At 37.4% G+C, this 16,892-nt stretch carries 14 protein-coding genes and 1 pseudogene; 10 read left to right on the forward strand and 5 right to left on the reverse strand.

The window, feature by feature from the left end; translation table 11 throughout:
* Positions 1-1,471: 1,471 nt before the first annotated feature.
* The 10 genes and pseudogenes from IPO27_17640 to IPO27_17685 all read left to right on the forward strand — a co-directional run bounded on the left by IPO27_17640 (position 1,472) and on the right by IPO27_17685 (position 11,221).
* The gene (locus tag IPO27_17640) at positions 1,472-2,404 is read left to right on the forward strand and encodes a T9SS type A sorting domain-containing protein (protein MBK8848254.1); all 933 of its coding nucleotides are present in this window, start codon (positions 1,472-1,474) and stop codon (positions 2,402-2,404) included.
* A gap of 54 nt (positions 2,405-2,458) precedes the next feature.
* On the forward strand, positions 2,459-3,952 hold the full coding sequence (locus IPO27_17645; protein MBK8848255.1) for a T9SS type A sorting domain-containing protein: 1,494 nt from the start codon (positions 2,459-2,461) through the stop codon (positions 3,950-3,952).
* A 116-nt stretch (positions 3,953-4,068) separates the two neighbouring features.
* A complete protein-coding gene (locus tag IPO27_17650; protein MBK8848256.1) occupies positions 4,069-4,485 on the forward strand; it encodes an endonuclease domain-containing protein in 417 nt (138 codons plus the stop codon).
* Entirely contained in the window at positions 4,463-4,918 is a 456-nt protein-coding gene (locus tag IPO27_17655) for a hypothetical protein (protein MBK8848257.1), read from the forward strand. Before IPO27_17650 ends, IPO27_17655 begins: the two co-directional genes overlap by 23 nt.
* 171 nt (positions 4,919-5,089) lie before the next feature.
* A complete protein-coding gene (locus IPO27_17660) occupies positions 5,090-6,466 on the forward strand; it encodes a T9SS type A sorting domain-containing protein (GenBank protein ID MBK8848258.1) in 1,377 nt (458 codons plus the stop codon).
* Positions 6,467-6,746: 280 nt separating this feature from the next.
* Positions 6,747-7,226 (forward strand): endonuclease domain-containing protein, encoded by a 480-nt coding sequence (locus tag IPO27_17665; protein ID MBK8848259.1) that lies wholly within the window; start codon positions 6,747-6,749, stop codon positions 7,224-7,226.
* Positions 7,227-7,267: 41 nt separating this feature from the next.
* Entirely contained in the window at positions 7,268-8,698 is a 1,431-nt protein-coding gene (locus IPO27_17670; protein MBK8848260.1) for a T9SS type A sorting domain-containing protein, read from the forward strand.
* A gap of 116 nt (positions 8,699-8,814) precedes the next feature.
* Positions 8,815-9,232, forward strand: a pseudogene (locus tag IPO27_17675) (endonuclease domain-containing protein).
* Entirely contained in the window at positions 9,210-9,671 is a 462-nt protein-coding gene (locus IPO27_17680) for a T9SS type A sorting domain-containing protein (protein MBK8848261.1), read from the forward strand. The pseudogene IPO27_17675 and the gene IPO27_17680 overlap by 23 nt, the downstream one beginning before the upstream one ends.
* Positions 9,672-9,724: 53 nt before the next feature.
* The gene (locus tag IPO27_17685) at positions 9,725-11,221 is read left to right on the forward strand and encodes a T9SS type A sorting domain-containing protein (GenBank protein MBK8848262.1); all 1,497 of its coding nucleotides are present in this window, start codon (positions 9,725-9,727) and stop codon (positions 11,219-11,221) included.
* Between the two features lie 180 nt (positions 11,222-11,401).
* Here the strand turns inward: IPO27_17685 and IPO27_17690 are convergent, their stop codons facing one another.
* From IPO27_17690 to IPO27_17710, 5 genes are all read right to left on the reverse strand, one after another.
* Positions 11,402-14,425 (reverse strand): DNA polymerase III subunit alpha, encoded by a 3,024-nt coding sequence (locus IPO27_17690; GenBank protein MBK8848263.1) that lies wholly within the window; start codon positions 14,423-14,425, stop codon positions 11,402-11,404.
* A 390-nt stretch (positions 14,426-14,815) separates the two neighbouring features.
* Entirely contained in the window at positions 14,816-14,971 is a 156-nt protein-coding gene (locus tag IPO27_17695; protein ID MBK8848264.1) for a hypothetical protein, read from the reverse strand.
* On the reverse strand, positions 14,958-15,407 hold the full coding sequence (locus IPO27_17700; GenBank protein MBK8848265.1) for a PA2169 family four-helix-bundle protein: 450 nt from the start codon (positions 15,405-15,407) through the stop codon (positions 14,958-14,960). The genes IPO27_17695 and IPO27_17700 overlap by 14 nt, the downstream gene beginning before the upstream one ends.
* 161 nt (positions 15,408-15,568) lie before the next feature.
* Positions 15,569-15,949, reverse strand: a complete 381-nt coding sequence (locus tag IPO27_17705) for a cupin domain-containing protein (GenBank protein ID MBK8848266.1) — start codon at positions 15,947-15,949, stop codon at positions 15,569-15,571.
* An 89-nt stretch (positions 15,950-16,038) separates the two neighbouring features.
* Positions 16,039-16,599 carry a helix-turn-helix transcriptional regulator gene (locus tag IPO27_17710; protein ID MBK8848267.1) on the reverse strand — a complete coding sequence of 187 codons (561 nt, stop codon included), beginning with the start codon at positions 16,597-16,599 and terminating at the stop codon, positions 16,039-16,041.
* Between the last annotated feature and the right edge of the window lie 293 nt (positions 16,600-16,892).

Genomic DNA, 16,892 nt, shown 5'->3' on the forward strand with positions numbered 1-16,892 from the left:
GTTCAAGATGCACAATATGCAGTTCAAATGTTGGACTTTTGTAATATTACACTAAAAAACAACGAATTTCAAAATAACTTTGTATCCTTGTATGCAGCACCAAACAATAGCATGATAACTGTGAATGCCACAGTAACAAGTAATACTTTTGAAGCAGGGGCAACTCCATTGATAGCACCTTATCTTGGGCAAAGCCCGGCATTGGGGGCTAAGCCATTTGCAGGCGTATTGGTGAATGAGGTTGCCTACATCGCTGTTGGCAGCATAGGCAGCCCTACCACAGGTTTTAATAATTTTAACTTAATGAGTAACGGGATACTATCATACAATAGTAATATAACCAGCGTGCACAACCGCTTTCAGGATATTAGACGCGATGCTGCTTATGATGTACTTACAACAGGTACGCCATTTAATCATAATGCAACAGGAGTTTTTGCAACCGGCTTAGGAAGCAGCGCCTTTATATATGGAGATAATAATCAAAATAGCATGGACTTTTATAATTGCAACAGGGCCGTATATGTAAACGAATTGCAAGCAGATGTGTATGGCTTGCATATGACAGGCACCGGTTTTAATAGGTTTGGTGTGGCAGCGTCTAACTATTTTCATGCTCAATGTAACATTTATGACAATAATATGGATATAAGTGTAATTGGTATTAATGCGCTGGAATGCTATCAAAGCCTTAAAGCATACAACAATAACATTACGATGAATAATTTGCTAAATAATAATGCCATGCGCACGGGTATATTTATTCGTAATTTTAGTAACGTATTAGGCACATCTATTGAATTAGACGATAATACAGTATACATGAACGATGCCCGCAGAGGAATTTGGTTGCAAAATATACAAGGGGCATGGGTGCATGAGAATGAGGTACATATGTTGTTCCCAACATTTTACCACTCAAGTGGCGTGCTTGACTATGGTGTATTAGTTGAAAACAGCCCTCGCTGCATTATTGATTGTAACACGGTGCAAGGCAACACCTACCAAGGCGACCCGGGTGCGGCCCCACAAAATAAGCTGCAACCACAGCGACAATACCGATGTAGGTTTTAACTTTACAGGTGCCTGCCAAAATACTGATTTTAAAGGCAACCAAATTGACAGGCATTGGGCGGGGTTGAGGCTGGCATCTTCTATTTTTGGCCAGCAACATGATAAAGGAAATTTGTGGCATCTTACACATGTGTATCCTAAGTTTGGGGCTTGGCTGGATGGGGCGCCTGGCATATTTAATCTAATATTTACGCCAACAGGATTGCCTTATACTCCGAGTAATAATGGGGGTGTTGGTTTATTTGCTTGGTTTCAACCACCCAGCAATACACCATTTAGTTGTTCAACTTTTTACTGTGCATCTCCATTTCGTATTGGAAATGATAGCAACATTATTAATGAAGATGAATTGCGAGCAATACATGGAGATACGGTTGTTACCGAATTTAATCCACAAGTGAGTGATGATACTAAGAAAAGACTTTTTGAAAAATTACTTAGTAATCCTACTTTACAAAATGCAAATGGCGATGTAGCACAATACTTTTTAGATGCACAAAATAGTGACATAGGAACTGCAAACGCTGTAAAAAATAAAACAAGTGAAGTAGGTGAATTAATTTACAGCAATGAGATTTTAATTAATCCGCTTGCTAATGCACAAATTGCATTGTTGTTGCAGCTGAGAACAAATGATAGTATAATTAATTCTACAACTGATAGCTTACTTCAATTAATTTTGGTGGTGCAAAATAAGAATCTAAGTAAAGCCCTTGACAGTTTAAAAACGCAAATTGAAACAATAATTATTGGGCAGCAAATTGTAGAAAACCAAAAGTATGATGAAGCAAAAATTTTAAATAATAATATGATGGCCCAAGAAATTTTCGACTACAATGCAAGTATGTTAAATGATATTTATTTATCTCACATTGCAAAAAACCATTTTCAATTAAGCACAACACAAATTATTGAAGTCGCGAGCATTGCAAACATGTGTCCACTAATTGGTGGCCCTGCAGTGTATTTGGCGCGCCCTATTGCAGAGTTGTATAATGAGAGTATTGTTTACAACGACCAAGCGGTTTGCTTGAGCCAAGGTGTAAATATGAAATTAGCGAATAACAATAACACAGAAGCACAAAGCGAAAACAGCCAAGTTAAAGTATATCCAGTACCAAGTAATGAAGTTGTAAATTTTGATTTTGGAAATATCCAATTTAGCATGCTCTTGATATTTGATAGTTTTGGTAAGCAAATACAAGAGATAAAATTAAATGCAAAGCAGCAATACATTTTAAATACAAACTTGTATGCAAACGGAATATATCGTTATAAATTGATAAACGATAATGATGAATACTTGGGTAAAATTGTGATTTTAAAATAAATATTAAAAAGGGAAACTGATAGCACAGTTTCCCTTATATTTTTATATATAGCAATGAAAAAAATTATTTTATTTTTATTTTTAAGTTTTTCTTCTTCAGCAATAGTGGCCCAAAAGTATTTGAATAATCTTACTTTTGATGGAAATCAATATTGGAATAATGATTCTAATTTTGTATTAACTGATTATAAAACAGGCACACCTGTTTATCAATACATTGATTCATCAGATTTGCTAATGAGTCGCTTTGCAGCTTTTATAGCTGATAGTACAGGTCAATTAATTTTTTATACGAATGGGTGTAGTATTGGAAATAAAGATTTTGACATGATAACTGGAACTGACACTTTAGATTATACTAGCATTAGCATTAGTTGCCCTTATGGTCAACATGGAATAAATAGTGGCTTTTTCTTAAATTCATTATCAGATACAAATGAAATATTATTATTTCATAATGATTTTCAGGGCAATTATTCATTTTCAAACTGGGTTTTTGGAACTAGTTACAATACTTGGTTTACCGTGTTAGATAAAACAATGAACAATGGATTGGGCGGTTTGGTGTCAAGAAACAATTTATTTTACAATGCCGAAATATGCAGAGATGGCATACAAGCGGTTAAACATGCAAATGGCAGGGACTATTGGATAGTGCTTCAAGATTTTGATACAAGTAATTTCATTACTTTTTTATATACTCCCATAGGCTTTTATGGGCCTTATTATCAAAATATGAATATTCCACTTTATCGCGGAGGCCAACCCAATGCATTATTCAATAGGCAAGGCACAAAATATGCTACAACTGCCTGGAATAATAATTTAATGTTATTTGATTTTGATAGATGTACTGGGCAGTTTTCTTACAACAATCAAGTTGATACAACATGGCAATATTTGGGCTTTGCCTTTTGTTTTTCGGCTGGTGGCAACAAAATATATCGTATGGATAATAGCGACAAAATTTATCAATACGATACTGCCGATGTTGACTTCAATATTTCGCGCGATACTGTTGCTATATACGATGGTTATTACGATATGGATTCCACGAAATTTGGTGGGATGTATTTAGCACAAGATGATAAAATATACAATGGTTCTGTAAATGGTTATATACATGTGATAAATAAGCCTGACTTAAATGGTCTTTCTTGTAACATTGTTCAGCATGCGATAAAACTGCCACTGTATTTGACTAGCGCACCGAACTACATCAACTACGATTTAGGGCCGCTTGTGGGGAGTCCTTGTGATACGCTTTCTGTCCTCACCCCGGTCTCGCCTCAGGCGAGAGGCTTAATGCAATGCTTTCCAAACCCTGCCACAAATGAAGTAAACATAAAAATAAACAATGTGCCGCTTGGTAATTATACACTTAGTATATACTCACCGTTAGCGAATGAGGTAATGCACATAGAAGATAAAAACATTGCAAAAGATTTTACAAAAACATTACGTGTGCATGACCTTGCAAGTGGTTTTTATTTTGTAAAGTTGCAGGTGGAGGGGATGGTGTGGTATGGGAGGTTTGTGAGGGAGTAGCCCCTAAATCCCCCGCTGGGGGACTTGAACACCCCCAACCCCCGCTGGGGGCTTACCAAAGCTCGGATGGCATATTGTGTGTTTATCTTATTTAGTTGCAAAAAAAATGTTATCTCATGGATAAATTGAATTTTGAAAGTTTGTATAAAGGCGCAAAGCCAATTCAATTTGAATTTGCACAACAGATGCGCAAAGAGCCTACACAGGCAGAATCAATTTTATGGACATATTTATCCGGCAAGCAAATGCAAGGTTTGAAATTTAGAAGGCAACATCCATTAGACAATTTTATTTTAGATTTTTATTGTCATGAAATAAAATTGAGTATCGAATTGGATGGGAAAATACATCAGAATGAAATGCAAGCAACTTATGATAAAGAACGAACCAAGTGCTTACAAGATAAGGGCATTAACGAACTCCGATTTAAAAATGAAACAATCATTAATCGAATTACTGATGCACTCAATGAAATTGAAAAAACAATAAGACAAATAAAACGAAAGCAATATGATACCAAAAATCCAGCATAGCAAAGACAAGCCCCCAGCGGGGGTTGGGGGTGTATTGGCCACGCAATGCCCCCTGATAGGTGGCTCAGCTGTGTATTTGGCAAGACCAATTGTTGAGTTGTTTGATGACAATATCATGTACAACGATGAGGCAGTTTGCATAAGTCAAGGGGTAATTATGAAAGTGAAAAATCAAGCAAAAGTTGAAAATGTAGTTACAACTGTGAAAGTTTATCCTAACCCTGCAAAAGATGAAATCAATTTTGACTTTGGGAACGGCACATATTTCAAACTAATTATTTATGATAGTTTTGATAAAGAAATACGTTTGGAATTAATGCAAAGCAAAATTGAATACAAATTATCAACCACAGATATTGCAAATGGCATTTATCGTTATAAGTTAATTGGTGTGCCACATGAAATATCCGGAAAAATTGTAATATTAAAGTAAATAAAAATAAAGAGAAGTTGTTAAGGCAACTTCTCTATTTATATTCGACCATACAATGAAAAATTATTTTATTTTATTGATATTTTTTGTAGTCATGCTTGTTTTTCGCAGAAGTATTTAAATAATTTAGCAATCCACGGGTATGCATATTGGGGAAACGACTCCAATTTTGTGCTTATTGATTATAAAACTGGTACTCCTATTAATCAATATGTGGATTCTTCCGACTTGCTGATGGGAACAGTTTCGGCTCTTATTGCAGATAGCTTAGGTGAATTAATTTTCTATACAAACGGCTTTAGAATTGGCAACAAAAATTTTGAAATGATACCCGGTACCGATACTTTAGATTATACAAGTATAACCAACAACTGGCCGTATGGTCAGCCACTTTTAAACGGTGCTTTTTTCTTGCCATCATTGTCAAATCCAAATGAAATTTTATTGTTTCATAAAGATTGGCAAGTTAACTCTTTTTTAAATTGGCTTATTTTTACGAGTTATAATGCATGGTACACTGTGCTTGATAAAACCATGAATAATGGTTTGGGTGGTTTGGTATCGCGCAATAATATTTTATATAATAACGAAATGTGCAGAGATGGAATTCAAGCTGTAAAACATGCCAATGGTAGAGATTATTGGATTGTGCTACAAGATTATGATACAAGCACGTTTATTACTTTTTTATATACACCAACAGGTATTTATGGACCTTACTGTCAAAATATGAATATACCTCTCTATAGAGCAGGACAAGCATCTGCAATTTTTAATAGAGAGGGCAATAAGTATTTAACTATGTCATGGAATTATAACCTAATGCTATTTGATTTTGACCGATGTACTGGTCAATTTACATATACAAATAGAGTTGATACTTCATTCATGTTTCTTGGTTTCGCCTTTTGCTTTTCGGCAAAAGGCAACAAAATATATCGAATGGATAACAGCGATAAAATTTACCAATACGATACAGCCGATGTTGACTTTAATATTTCGCGCGATACGGTTGCCATTTACGATGGTTATTTTGATGGCGACTCTACTAAATTTGGTACTATGTACTTGGCGGCAGATGATAAAATTTATATTAGCTCCGTTGAAGGTTATATACATGCGATTAACAAACCCGATATGACAGGAACTGCATGTAACGTGACACAACATAGCTTTAAACATCCTGTACCAATGGGAAAAGCCTTCCCCAACTACATCAACTACGATTTAGGGCCTTTGGTGGGGAGCCCGTGTGATACTTTATCTGTCCTCACCAATACCCCCAACCCCCTACAAGGGGGCTTAATGCAATGCTTTCCAAACCCGGCAACAAATGAAGTAAACATAAAAATAAACAATGTGCCGCTTGGTAATTATGTGCTTAGTATATACACACCGTTAGCCAATGAGGTAATGCACATAGAAGATAAAAACATTGCAAAAGATTTTACAAAAACATTACATGTGCAGAACCTTGCAGGTGGTATTTATTTTGTAAAGTTGCAGGTGGAGGGAACGGAGTGGTATGGGAGGTTTGTGAGGGAGTAGTTCAAAGGTCACGACACCACGGTCGTGATGCCGACCAAAGTGTCGGCATTTTAAATGTTCAAGGTTGTGAGGTTTTGCAAGTTGAGCATTGGGAATGGTTAACAAATTTAGCATCCATTCGGCAAAGCGCACCCGTGGCCCTAAAGGGCGCAGCCGCAATAAATGCAATTTGCCAGCCGCACACCCGTGGCCCTAAAGGGCGCAGCCGCAATAAATGCAATGGAGCAACCGCACACCCGTGGCCCTAAAGGGCGCCACCGCACTGGTTAACAACTGAATTATGGAAAGAAAAATGTTTTATAATGCATCACCGGATTTGTTTATCAAAGCGCAAATGCTTCGTAACAGTATGACCGTGAGTGAAAAAACATTGTGGGAAAATCTTAAAGAAAATAAACTTGGTGTAAGATTCAAACCTCAGCATCCTATTGATATTTTTATTGCCGATTTCTATTGTCATGCTTTGAAACTTGTTATTGAAATTGATGGGGATTATCATCAATTTCAAATTGAGAAAGATAAAGCAAGAACAGAGGAATTACAAAATATAGGCATAGAAGTAATTCGTTTTACAAATGAAGATGTTGAAAATAATATTGAAATTGTTTTGCAAACAATAGTAGAGAAGATAAAACTAAAGCAAGAAAAAATGCAAACAAATAAAAATCTTCTAAAGAATGATAATGAGCGCTGGCACCCTTTAGGGGCAGGGGTGCGCGAGGGCAAAACGGATTTACTATTAAAAATTTTATTTTTATAATTGTTTTAGTGTATAGCCAATTGTGTTTTTCGCAAAAATATATGAATAATCTTGCTTTTAACGGTAATTACTTCTTATATAATGATACCTTTAATTTTGTACTGAGTGATTATCAAACCAGCACTCCTATTCATCAATATATCGATTCTTCTGATTTGCAAATGGGAACCGTTTCTGCCTTAATTGCTGATAGTGCAGGCGAATTAATTTTTTATTCAAATGGCTTTAGAATTGGAAACAAAAATTTTAAAATGATACCCGGCACTGATACATTAGATTACACTAGCATAACAAATAATTGGCCTTCTGGCCAACCAACCTTAAATGGTGCCTTCTTTCTACCTTCTTTGTCGAATCCAAATGAAATTTTGCTTTTTCATAAAGACTGGCAATTCATATCTTTTTTAAATTGCCTTATTTTTACAAGCTATAATGCATGGTTTACTATACTTGATAAAACTGCAAATAATGGATTGGGTGGGCTGGTATCGCGAAACAATGTATTGTACAATACCGAAATGTGCAGAGATGGCATACAAGCCGTAAAACATGCCAATGGCAGGGACTATTGGATAGTGCTACAAGACTTTGATACAAGCACTTTCATTACATTTTTATATACTCCTTCTGGTTTTTATGGGCCGTATTTTCAAAGTATGAATATACCATTATATAGATGTGGGTCGCATAATTCTATATTCAATTATCAAGGTGCAAAATATGCAACTTGTTCGTGGAACAATAATTTGATGTTATTTGATTTTGACAGATGTAGTGGGCAATTTACTTTTACTAACCAAGTGGATACAGGCATTTCTTACGGTGGCTTCTTTTTCTGTTTTTCTGCAAAAGGGAATAAAATTTACCGAGGCAATTACACAGAAATTTATCAATACGATACAGCCGATGTAGATTTCAATATTTCGCGCGATACGGTTGCTATATACGATGGATATTATGATGGGGACTCAACAAAATTTACTGGTATGTATTTGGCAGCCGATGATAAAATTTATATCAATGCCTCTGGAACAAAATATCAGCATGTCATAAATAATCCGGATGCTGCCGGAACAGCATGCAATGTTGTTCAACATGTAATAAATCACAATCTGATTTTAGATTTAGCCTTCCCCAACTACATCAACTACGACTTAGGGCCGCTTGTGGGGAGTCCTTGTGATACACTTTCGTTCCTCACCCCAACCCTCTCCAAAGGAGAGGGAGTAATGCAATGCTTTCCAAACCCGGCAACAAATGAAGTAAACATAAAAATAAACAATGTGCCGCTTGGTAATTATGTACTTAGTATATACTCACCGTTAGCCAATGAGGTAATGCACATAGAAAGCAAAAACACTGCAAAAGATTTTACAAAAACATTACGTGTTCAGAGCCTTGCAGGTGGTTTTTATTTTGTAAAGTTGCAGGTGGAGGGGATGGAGTGGTATGGGAGGTTTGTGAGGGAGTAGCCCCTAAATCCCCCGCTGGGGGACTTGAACACCCCCAACCCCCGCTGGGGGCTTACCAAAGCTCGGATGGCATATTGTGTGTTTATCTTATTTAGTTGCAAAAAAAATGGTATCTCATGGATAAATTGAATTTTGAAAGTTTGTATAAAGGCGCAAAGCCAATTCAATTTGAATTTGCACAACAGATGCGCAAAGAGCCTACACAGGCAGAATCAATTTTATGGACATATTTATCCGGCAAGCAAATGCAAGGTTTGAAATTTAGAAGGCAACATCCATTAGACAATTTTTATTTTAGATTTTTATTGTCATGAAATAAAATTGAGTATCGAATTGGATGGGAAAATACATCAGAATGAAATGCAAGCAACTTATGATAAAGAACGAACCAAGTGCTTACAAGATAAGGGCATTAACGAACTCCGATTTAAAAATGAAACAATCATTAATCGAATTACTGATGCACTCAATGAAATTGAAAAAACAATAAGACAAATAAAACGAAAGCAATATGATACCAAAAATCCAGCATAGCAAAGACAAGCCCCCAGCGGGGGTTGGGGGTGTATTGGCCACGCAATGCCCACTAATAGGTGGCTCAGCTGTGTATTTGGCAAGGCCAATTGTAGAACTATTTGATGAGAACATAATTTACAATGACCAAGCTGTATGCTTGAGCCAGGGCGTAAGTATGAAATTAGCAAATAACAATAACACAGAAGCACAAAGCGAAAACAGCCAAGTAAAAGTATATCCAGTGCCAAGTAATGAAGTTGTAAATTTTGATTTTGGAAATATCCAATTTAGCATGCTCTTGATATTTGATAGTTTTGGTAAGCAAATACAAGAGATAAAATTAAACGAAGAGCACCATTACCTTTTGCAAACAAATACGTATGCAAATGGTATATATCGTTATAAACTAATTAACGATAAAGTCGAATTAACAGGTAAACTTGTAATTCTAAAATAACAAAATAAAGGGAAACTGGTAATACGGTTTCCCTTTAACTTTGTAAATTAAAAATGAAAAGAATTATTTTATTTCTATTATTGTGTTGGTTTGGAGAATCAAAAGCCCAACAGTATTTGAATAATTTAGCCATTGATGGTCGATATGTATTATATAATGATACGTTTAATTTTGTTCTGAGCAATTTTAAAACTGGCAACCCTGTTTTTCAATACATTGACTCAGCCGATTTGCTTTTCGGAACGGTCTCTGCACTTATTGCAGATAGTACAGGGCAATTAATTTTTTATTCAAATGGATATAGAATTGGAAACAAAAATTTTGAAATGATCTCGGGTACTGATACTTTAGATTATACAAGTATAACCAACAACTGGCCTTATGGTCAGCCACTTTTAAACGGTGCATTTTTCTTACCATCTTTATCCAATACTAATGAAATATTATTGTTTCATAAAGATTGGCAATTTACTATGTTTCCAATTAATTGGTTGATTTGGACAAGTTACAATGCCTGGTACACAGTGTTAAATAAAACTATGAATAATGGATTAGGTGGCTTAGTATCTCGCAATAATGTATTGTACAATAACGAAATGTGCAGAGATGGCATACAAGCTGTAAAACATGCCAATGGAAGGGATTATTGGATAGTGCTTCAAGATTTTGATACAAGCACGTTTATTACTTTTCTATATACCCCATCCGGGTTTTATGGGCCTTATTTTCAAAATGTAAATATACCTCTTTATCGTGGTGGTATTTCAAATTCATTATTCAATAGACAAGGTACAAAATATGCAACTACTGCCTGGAACAACAATTTGACACTATTCGATTTCGATAGATGTTCAGGTCAGTTTACATATACAAATCAAGTAGATACCTCATGGCAATTTTTGGGTGCTATTTTTTGCTTTTCGCCAAAAGGTAATAAAATTTACCGTGGCAATTATACGGAAATCTACCAATACGACACAGCCGATGTTGACTTCAATATTACGCGTGATACGGTTGCGATATATGACGGATATTTTGATGTTGACTCGACAAAATTTGGCACCATGTTTTTAGCTGGGGATGATAAAATTTATATTAATGCATCGGGAACAAAATATCAACATGTAATAAATAAGCCTGATTTGTCAGGTATTGCATGTAATTTAACGCAACATTCCATTAAGCATCCGCTTTATATTGGTGCTTCCTTCCCCAACTACATCAACTACGATTTAGAGCCTTTGGTTGGCAGCCCTTGTGATACGCTTTCTGTCCTCTCCCCGGCCCTCTCCAAAGGAGAGGGTGTAATGCAATACTTTCCAAACCCGGCAACAAATGAAGTAAACATAAAAATTAAAAATGTGCCGCTTGGTAATTATACACTTAGTATATACACACCGTTAGCCAATGAGGTAATGCACATAGAAGGCAAAAGCACTGCAAAAGATTTTACAAAAACATTACGTGTTCAGAGCCTTGCAGGTGGTTTTTATTTTGTAAAGTTGCAGGTGGAGGGGATGGAGTGGTATGGGAGGTTTGTGAGGGAGTAGCCCCTAAATCCCCCGCTGGGGGACTTGAAAGATTAGTTCAAAGGTTTATGAGTTTAAGGAGTATTGAATGCGTTTGGCAGCCGAGACTTTAAAGTATTTTATCGGAAAAAAAATGCCTTTAAAACGCAGCCATATTAGAGCGTATGATAACCACACCAACCGAGCGCACAGTTTTTTTCATCATTCTGCTTGCATCATCTCATCTAATTTACCGCACTCCTTATCATACTCCGTATTAAACCTTTCAATGTATTCTAGCCGTTTCATGATGGTAACATCAATGCTGTAAAAGCCAAACTCCTCTACCACCAATCCTGTAATCATATAGCAGCCGCGGCCAGTAAAGGGATAGGTGGCCAACACTTGCGGAAAGTGGGTGGTATCAATCCAATCGCCATCGCTATCGAGAAAAGTGCCAAAGCTCATAGCCTCGCCATGCTTGGTGCGCGTAGGTTTGCGTGTAACCATGTAGCCACGTATGCTTATTACTTTGCCCAGGTGCATAGGCAAATCGATGGCCCTGCTTATTTCGTTTATAACGGTATCGTTATACGTTTTGAGCAAATCGAATGGCGAGCACAACACAAAGCCAAGTAGCTCCATTTGGTCCCAGGCATCGTCAATGCGATTTTGTATCAATGGGGGCAGGTTGTATTTTGCAGGTTGTACCGGAAACAGCTCGCTACGTGCTTCCGTTTTCTTTTTCTTGCCAAAAATAAAATGTACATCCCACAACAGTTGTTGCTTGCTGCGGCCGGTAAATCTAAAAGCACCAATCCGTATCAACCGTATCATTTGCTCAAGCGAAATACTATTGCGAGTGGCAAAGTCCTGTAACGATATGTATATACCTTTTTCCTGCTCTTCGATAAGTGTATGCGCAACGTTATGTTCCAACTCGGCCACGTGCATAAAGCCAATGTAAATATCTTTATCCTTAATGATGGTATAATATTTACTAAAGTTTACGCAGGGTGCATGAATAGTGGCACCGCACATACGCGCCTCATGCACATAGAATTCGGTAGTGTAAAAACCGCCAAAGTTGTTTATGCAACTCACCATGTACTCAAGCGGGTAATACGTTTTCAAAAACATACACTGATAGCTCTCAACGGCATAGGATGCCGAGTGTCCTTTCGAGAAAGCATAGCCTGCAAAACTTTCTATCTGCCGCCACACTTCTTTCGTAAGGGCATCATCGTAGCCACGCGCTTTGCAGTTTACAAAAAATTGTTTTTCCACTTTGTCAAACTCAGCCCGGCCGCGGTACTTGCCGCTCATGCCCCTGCGCAGCATATCGGCTTCGTCAAGTTCGAGACCGGCAAAGTGATGTGCCACTTTTATCACATCTTCCTGATACACCATCACCCCGTATGTTTCGGCCATCAGTTCTTTCATTAATGGGTGGGCATATTGCCTGCGCTCGGGATGATGAAAACGCAAAATGTATTCGCGCATCATGCCGCTTTGTGCTACACCGGGGCGTATGATGCTGCTGGCTGCTACCAAATCTAAGTAAGTGGATGCACGCAATTTAGATAGCAACATGCGCATAGCAGGCGACTCCACATAAAAACATCCGATGAGTCGTGCCCGCTGCAGGTTGGCACGTATACGCTCATCTTTTTTAAAACTGCTTACATCGTGTACATCTACCGTTACATGTTGGTTTTGCTGTATTATATCTACGGCATCTTTTACTTTGCCCAACCCGCGCTGGCTCAGTATATCAAATTTGTATAAGCCCACATCTTCGGCCTCTAGCATGCTAAAGTGTGTAAGCGGAAAACCTTTGGGTGGTATACTGGTTGCCGTATAGTAGTGCATCGGTTTTTCGGAAATTAAAATACCACCTGCGTGTATGCTCAGGTGATTGGGAAAATCAATCATCCGCTTGCCATAACTAAAAATCAGTTTTGAGATATGGTCGGGTGTAGCGGGATGCTTGCGATTATCAACCAGGTCGTCAATCTCGGCTTTAGGCAAGCCAAATACTTTGCCTAGCTCGCGCAACACAGCACTTGACTGAAAGGTGCTGTAAGTAGCCAATTGCGCCACATGGCTATGGCCATGGGTGCGAAAAATATAGTCAATTACATCATCGCGCTCCTTCCAGCTAAAGTCCAAATCAAAATCTGGAGGGCTTGTACGATACGGATTTATAAAGCGTTCAAAGTACAAATCCAAATCGACCGGGTCCACATCTGTGATGCGCAATAAATAGGCAACTACACTATTGGCACCACTTCCCCTGCCCACATAAAAATAATTTTTGCGTTGAGCGTATTGTACAATATCCCAGTTAAGTAAGAAGTACGCAGCATACCCCAGGTCTGTTATGGTACGTATTTCTTTATCATACCGCTCCATAATGGTATCGTTTTGTTGCGGGTAGCGGTAGTTGAGGTTTTCGGCACACAACTTACGCAGCAGTAGTTCGTCTTCATAAAGATTTCCGGTAAATGTTTTTTTGTTTTTGTTTTTGCCAAACTCAAAATCGATGCTGCATGTTTCGAGCAAGGCATGGCTATTGTCAATAATAACAGGATACTCGCTATAAATTTTTATCAACTCATACGGGTGCACTAGCAGGTGCCCGGGCTGCGCTTGCTCGCTTGCCGGCAACTTGCTTAGCAGTGTATTGTTGTCAATACTGCGCAACAAGCGGTGAGTATTATAGTCAGCCTTGTGGCGAAACGTGCATGGCGCCAGCATTACACATAGATGCATATAGTCGGCAATGGGCGATAGGCGTAAGTTGCGCACATCATCCGGTGCTACTCCTATCCATATACGCTTACGCTTGTCGTTTAATAGTTGTGTACGATTTTTTTGCGGCCATTGTATAAACCACTTCCACGGTACCACACACCACGCACTTTTAAAAACCGGTACTTTGTTGCCAAACCGTTTATCGTTGTGCAAATGATACGAGAGGTAATCATTCAACTCACGAAAGCCTTCGCTGTTTTGTGCCAGCCCCACAAATTTTTGTTCTATGCCATTTCTGAAGTCTATGCCTGCCACCGGTTTTATTCCATAGCGACCAGCTAACCGGTGAAAATCAAGTATGCCCGATGTGCTGTTAATATCGGTCAATGCCAGTTGCTTTATATTTCTGCTGTGCGCCTCTTGCAGCACCTCTTCGGGGCTCATACACCCGTACTTCCAGCTAAAGTAACTATGACAATTCAGATACATCGCAGTTGAAGGTTTTAATACAATCATTTTAATGATTGTATTGCAGCCAATTTGTTTTGCGTAATCTATAACCTTTTTTTAGAATATCAAATGGAGGGAGACGATAGTTTGAAGTTGAAAGTTTGAAGTTTGAAGAGGGAGAGTTATCGTCTTTTCTGATGCTGATGAAAAGACCAGTAAAAGTCGAATGACAGCAAAAAGCAAGCGACCGGCCTTTCTGCTTAAGGTTGGTGTTTTCACCAACCTCAAATTTTCTGCTTCTGGTTGGTGTTTTCACCAACCTCAAATTGAAAGAGGATAGTTATTGTCTTTGGTTGGTGAAAACACCAACCAAAGGCAAAAGTGCATTAAGTCTTTCACCTGTTTAAAAGCCCGCCTAAATTGGCGGGCTTACATCAAGGTATAGGATTGTACACTGTTTGCACCACGAACATTATTATTTCTGGTTGTGGCTGGTGTTTTAACCAACCACGAAAAATTGTTGTAATTTTTTTCTTGAATGATAGTTAGAATGCCGGAAGTGATTTTACGCTCAGCATTTTTCATATAGTGATTTGATGCTTTCATGTTCGGCCGACAGGCGTTTGTGATGTGAAACAAGGAGTTGCTTTTGTTCGTTTTCGGTTTCAGAAAAAATGGTGTCAAGTATTTTTTCGTAGGCTGCTGTGGTTAAGTCTTCTCCATATTCGCATGCGCTGAGAATTGCTTTTCGGTCTTTGCTTTTAAGTGCCGCCTTGGCATCTGCCCAAATGCGAAAAAATTTTCCCGATGCCATGTTACCTTTTACCACTGCTGCTTTCAGCTTATTAAGTTCTGCTATCAATTCAGTATGACAATTGCGGCTGGTAGTTGCAAACCTCGCAAACAAAATTTTTAAATCAGCCTCTTCGGTTGTTATCGTTGCTGATTCATATCCTTCGAAACGGTATTTGTTTAGTGAGAGGAGTGTGTTTAACGCTTCTGTCGAGTTATTTTTTTCCACTTTCATGTTATTTTAAATTGAAGAACAAGCTTTTTTATGGTGCTTTTTGTTACCAAATGGAGACTTCTGGTACACGATTTTATAGAGGTTCATGTTTATAAGATTTATTAGGTATTAATTTGCTGCAACCAAAAAGTCATGGAAACACGCACCAATTACAACTAATCTTCATAACCACTTTTAATGATGGTAGAAATGATTTTAAAATTTTGCCTGGCATAAAATCGTTGTGTAGTATGTGCAGGTATAATAATGCCTGAGCCTACTTTAAGGTGATAGTCTTTGCTATCAATTTTTATATCGGCTTCACCATCTATTACTTGAACATAATTTTCGAACGGAATCTTTTTTTCAGAGATTTCTTCTCCTTCACTTATGGACATGGCAGTTACCGTACCCGTTGATTTTTTAATTATTGTACGGCTCATTACCGCATTTGGAACATATTCTACTATTTCTACTATAATGTGTTCTCTTTGTTTTTCCAACTCTTTTGAATTGGTTTGTTGAGAATGTTCCGGATTGGCCTTTTTATCTTTCATGTGATGAAATGATTTAGTCGAGTTAGGCACAAAGAAAACCCAGTACTCCCTATCGGTTGCTATATTATTTTATCAAAAGATTGCAATATTTACAGGTCTTCCAAGTTCTTTCTTCTTATACCTTTTATTCCCTTAAAAAAACTTGGGGTGAAGCCTGTGGTCTTCTTGAATTGATTAGACAAATGTGCTGCGCTGCTGTAGTTCAATTTATAGGCGATTTCTTTAATCGATAGCTGGTCATAAATAAGCAACTCTTTGGCACGTTCAATTTTGTGGAGAATAATGTAATGTTCGATCGTGATTCCTTTGGTAAGTGAAAATATTACAGAAAGTGTATTGTAATCCACATGCAGCTTCTCACTTAAATAGTCAGAAAATTTTACCCGTGGTGCCTCTTCTTCGTAATGAATCATTTCGACTATGATGTTTCTTATTTTTTCTATCAATATTGCTTTATTATCATCCATGAGTTCTAAGCCTGATTTGCGTAAGGCTTTTTGGAGCAGATCATGCTTGCTGTGGGATAGTACTCCGTCTAACTCAATTTCTCCAAGTTCTATATTCGAAAATTTAATTTTTAGTTTTTCCAACTCTGATTTAACCATCAGTTTGCAGCGTAAACTAACCATATGTTGAATATATATCTTCATGCTATAAGAGGACTAAAACAAAACATGTAACTTTTATTAATTGATGTTTTATTACAAATGTATAATAATAGTTTGCGATATGCAAGGCGGTTTTACCAGAGCAGCTGAGAATACAGCATAGCAGTAACACAGTTATGCAATTTAATTGTAGTATCTAATCTGAATAATCAAAAGGTTGATTAGTGATAAATCAATCTTGAAAACACCGTGCTTGATAATTGCGTCACTATGGTTTCTACTTTAAAGCATCAAATAATTATATAATAATTAGAGGATAAAGTGCAATAAAAAAG

This window comes from Bacteroidota bacterium (genome assembly GCA_016714535.1).
Lineage (GTDB): Bacteria > Bacteroidota > Bacteroidia > AKYH767-A > OLB10 > JADKFV01.

Bases quoted from the DNA above. Each gene is read 5' to 3' on its own strand.
- IPO27_17645 (MBK8848255.1), top strand. From the start codon at position 2,459: ATGAAAAAAATTATTTTATTTTTATTTTTAAGTTTTTCTTCTTCAGCA.
- IPO27_17650 (MBK8848256.1), top strand. From the start codon at position 4,069: ATGGATAAATTGAATTTTGAAAGTTTGTATAAAGGCGCAAAGCCAATT.
- IPO27_17655 (MBK8848257.1), top strand. From the start codon at position 4,463: ATGATACCAAAAATCCAGCATAGCAAAGACAAGCCCCCAGCGGGGGTT.
- IPO27_17665 (MBK8848259.1), top strand. From the start codon at position 6,747: ATGGAAAGAAAAATGTTTTATAATGCATCACCGGATTTGTTTATCAAA.
- IPO27_17670 (MBK8848260.1), top strand. From the start codon at position 7,268: ATGAATAATCTTGCTTTTAACGGTAATTACTTCTTATATAATGATACC.
- IPO27_17680 (MBK8848261.1), top strand. From the start codon at position 9,210: ATGATACCAAAAATCCAGCATAGCAAAGACAAGCCCCCAGCGGGGGTT.
- IPO27_17685 (MBK8848262.1), top strand. From the start codon at position 9,725: ATGAAAAGAATTATTTTATTTCTATTATTGTGTTGGTTTGGAGAATCA.
- IPO27_17690 (MBK8848263.1), bottom strand. From the start codon at position 14,425: ATGTATCTGAATTGTCATAGTTACTTTAGCTGGAAGTACGGGTGTATG.
- IPO27_17695 (MBK8848264.1), bottom strand. From the start codon at position 14,971: ATGAAAAATGCTGAGCGTAAAATCACTTCCGGCATTCTAACTATCATT.
- IPO27_17705 (MBK8848266.1), bottom strand. From the start codon at position 15,949: ATGAAAGATAAAAAGGCCAATCCGGAACATTCTCAACAAACCAATTCA.
- IPO27_17710 (MBK8848267.1), bottom strand. From the start codon at position 16,599: ATGAAGATATATATTCAACATATGGTTAGTTTACGCTGCAAACTGATG.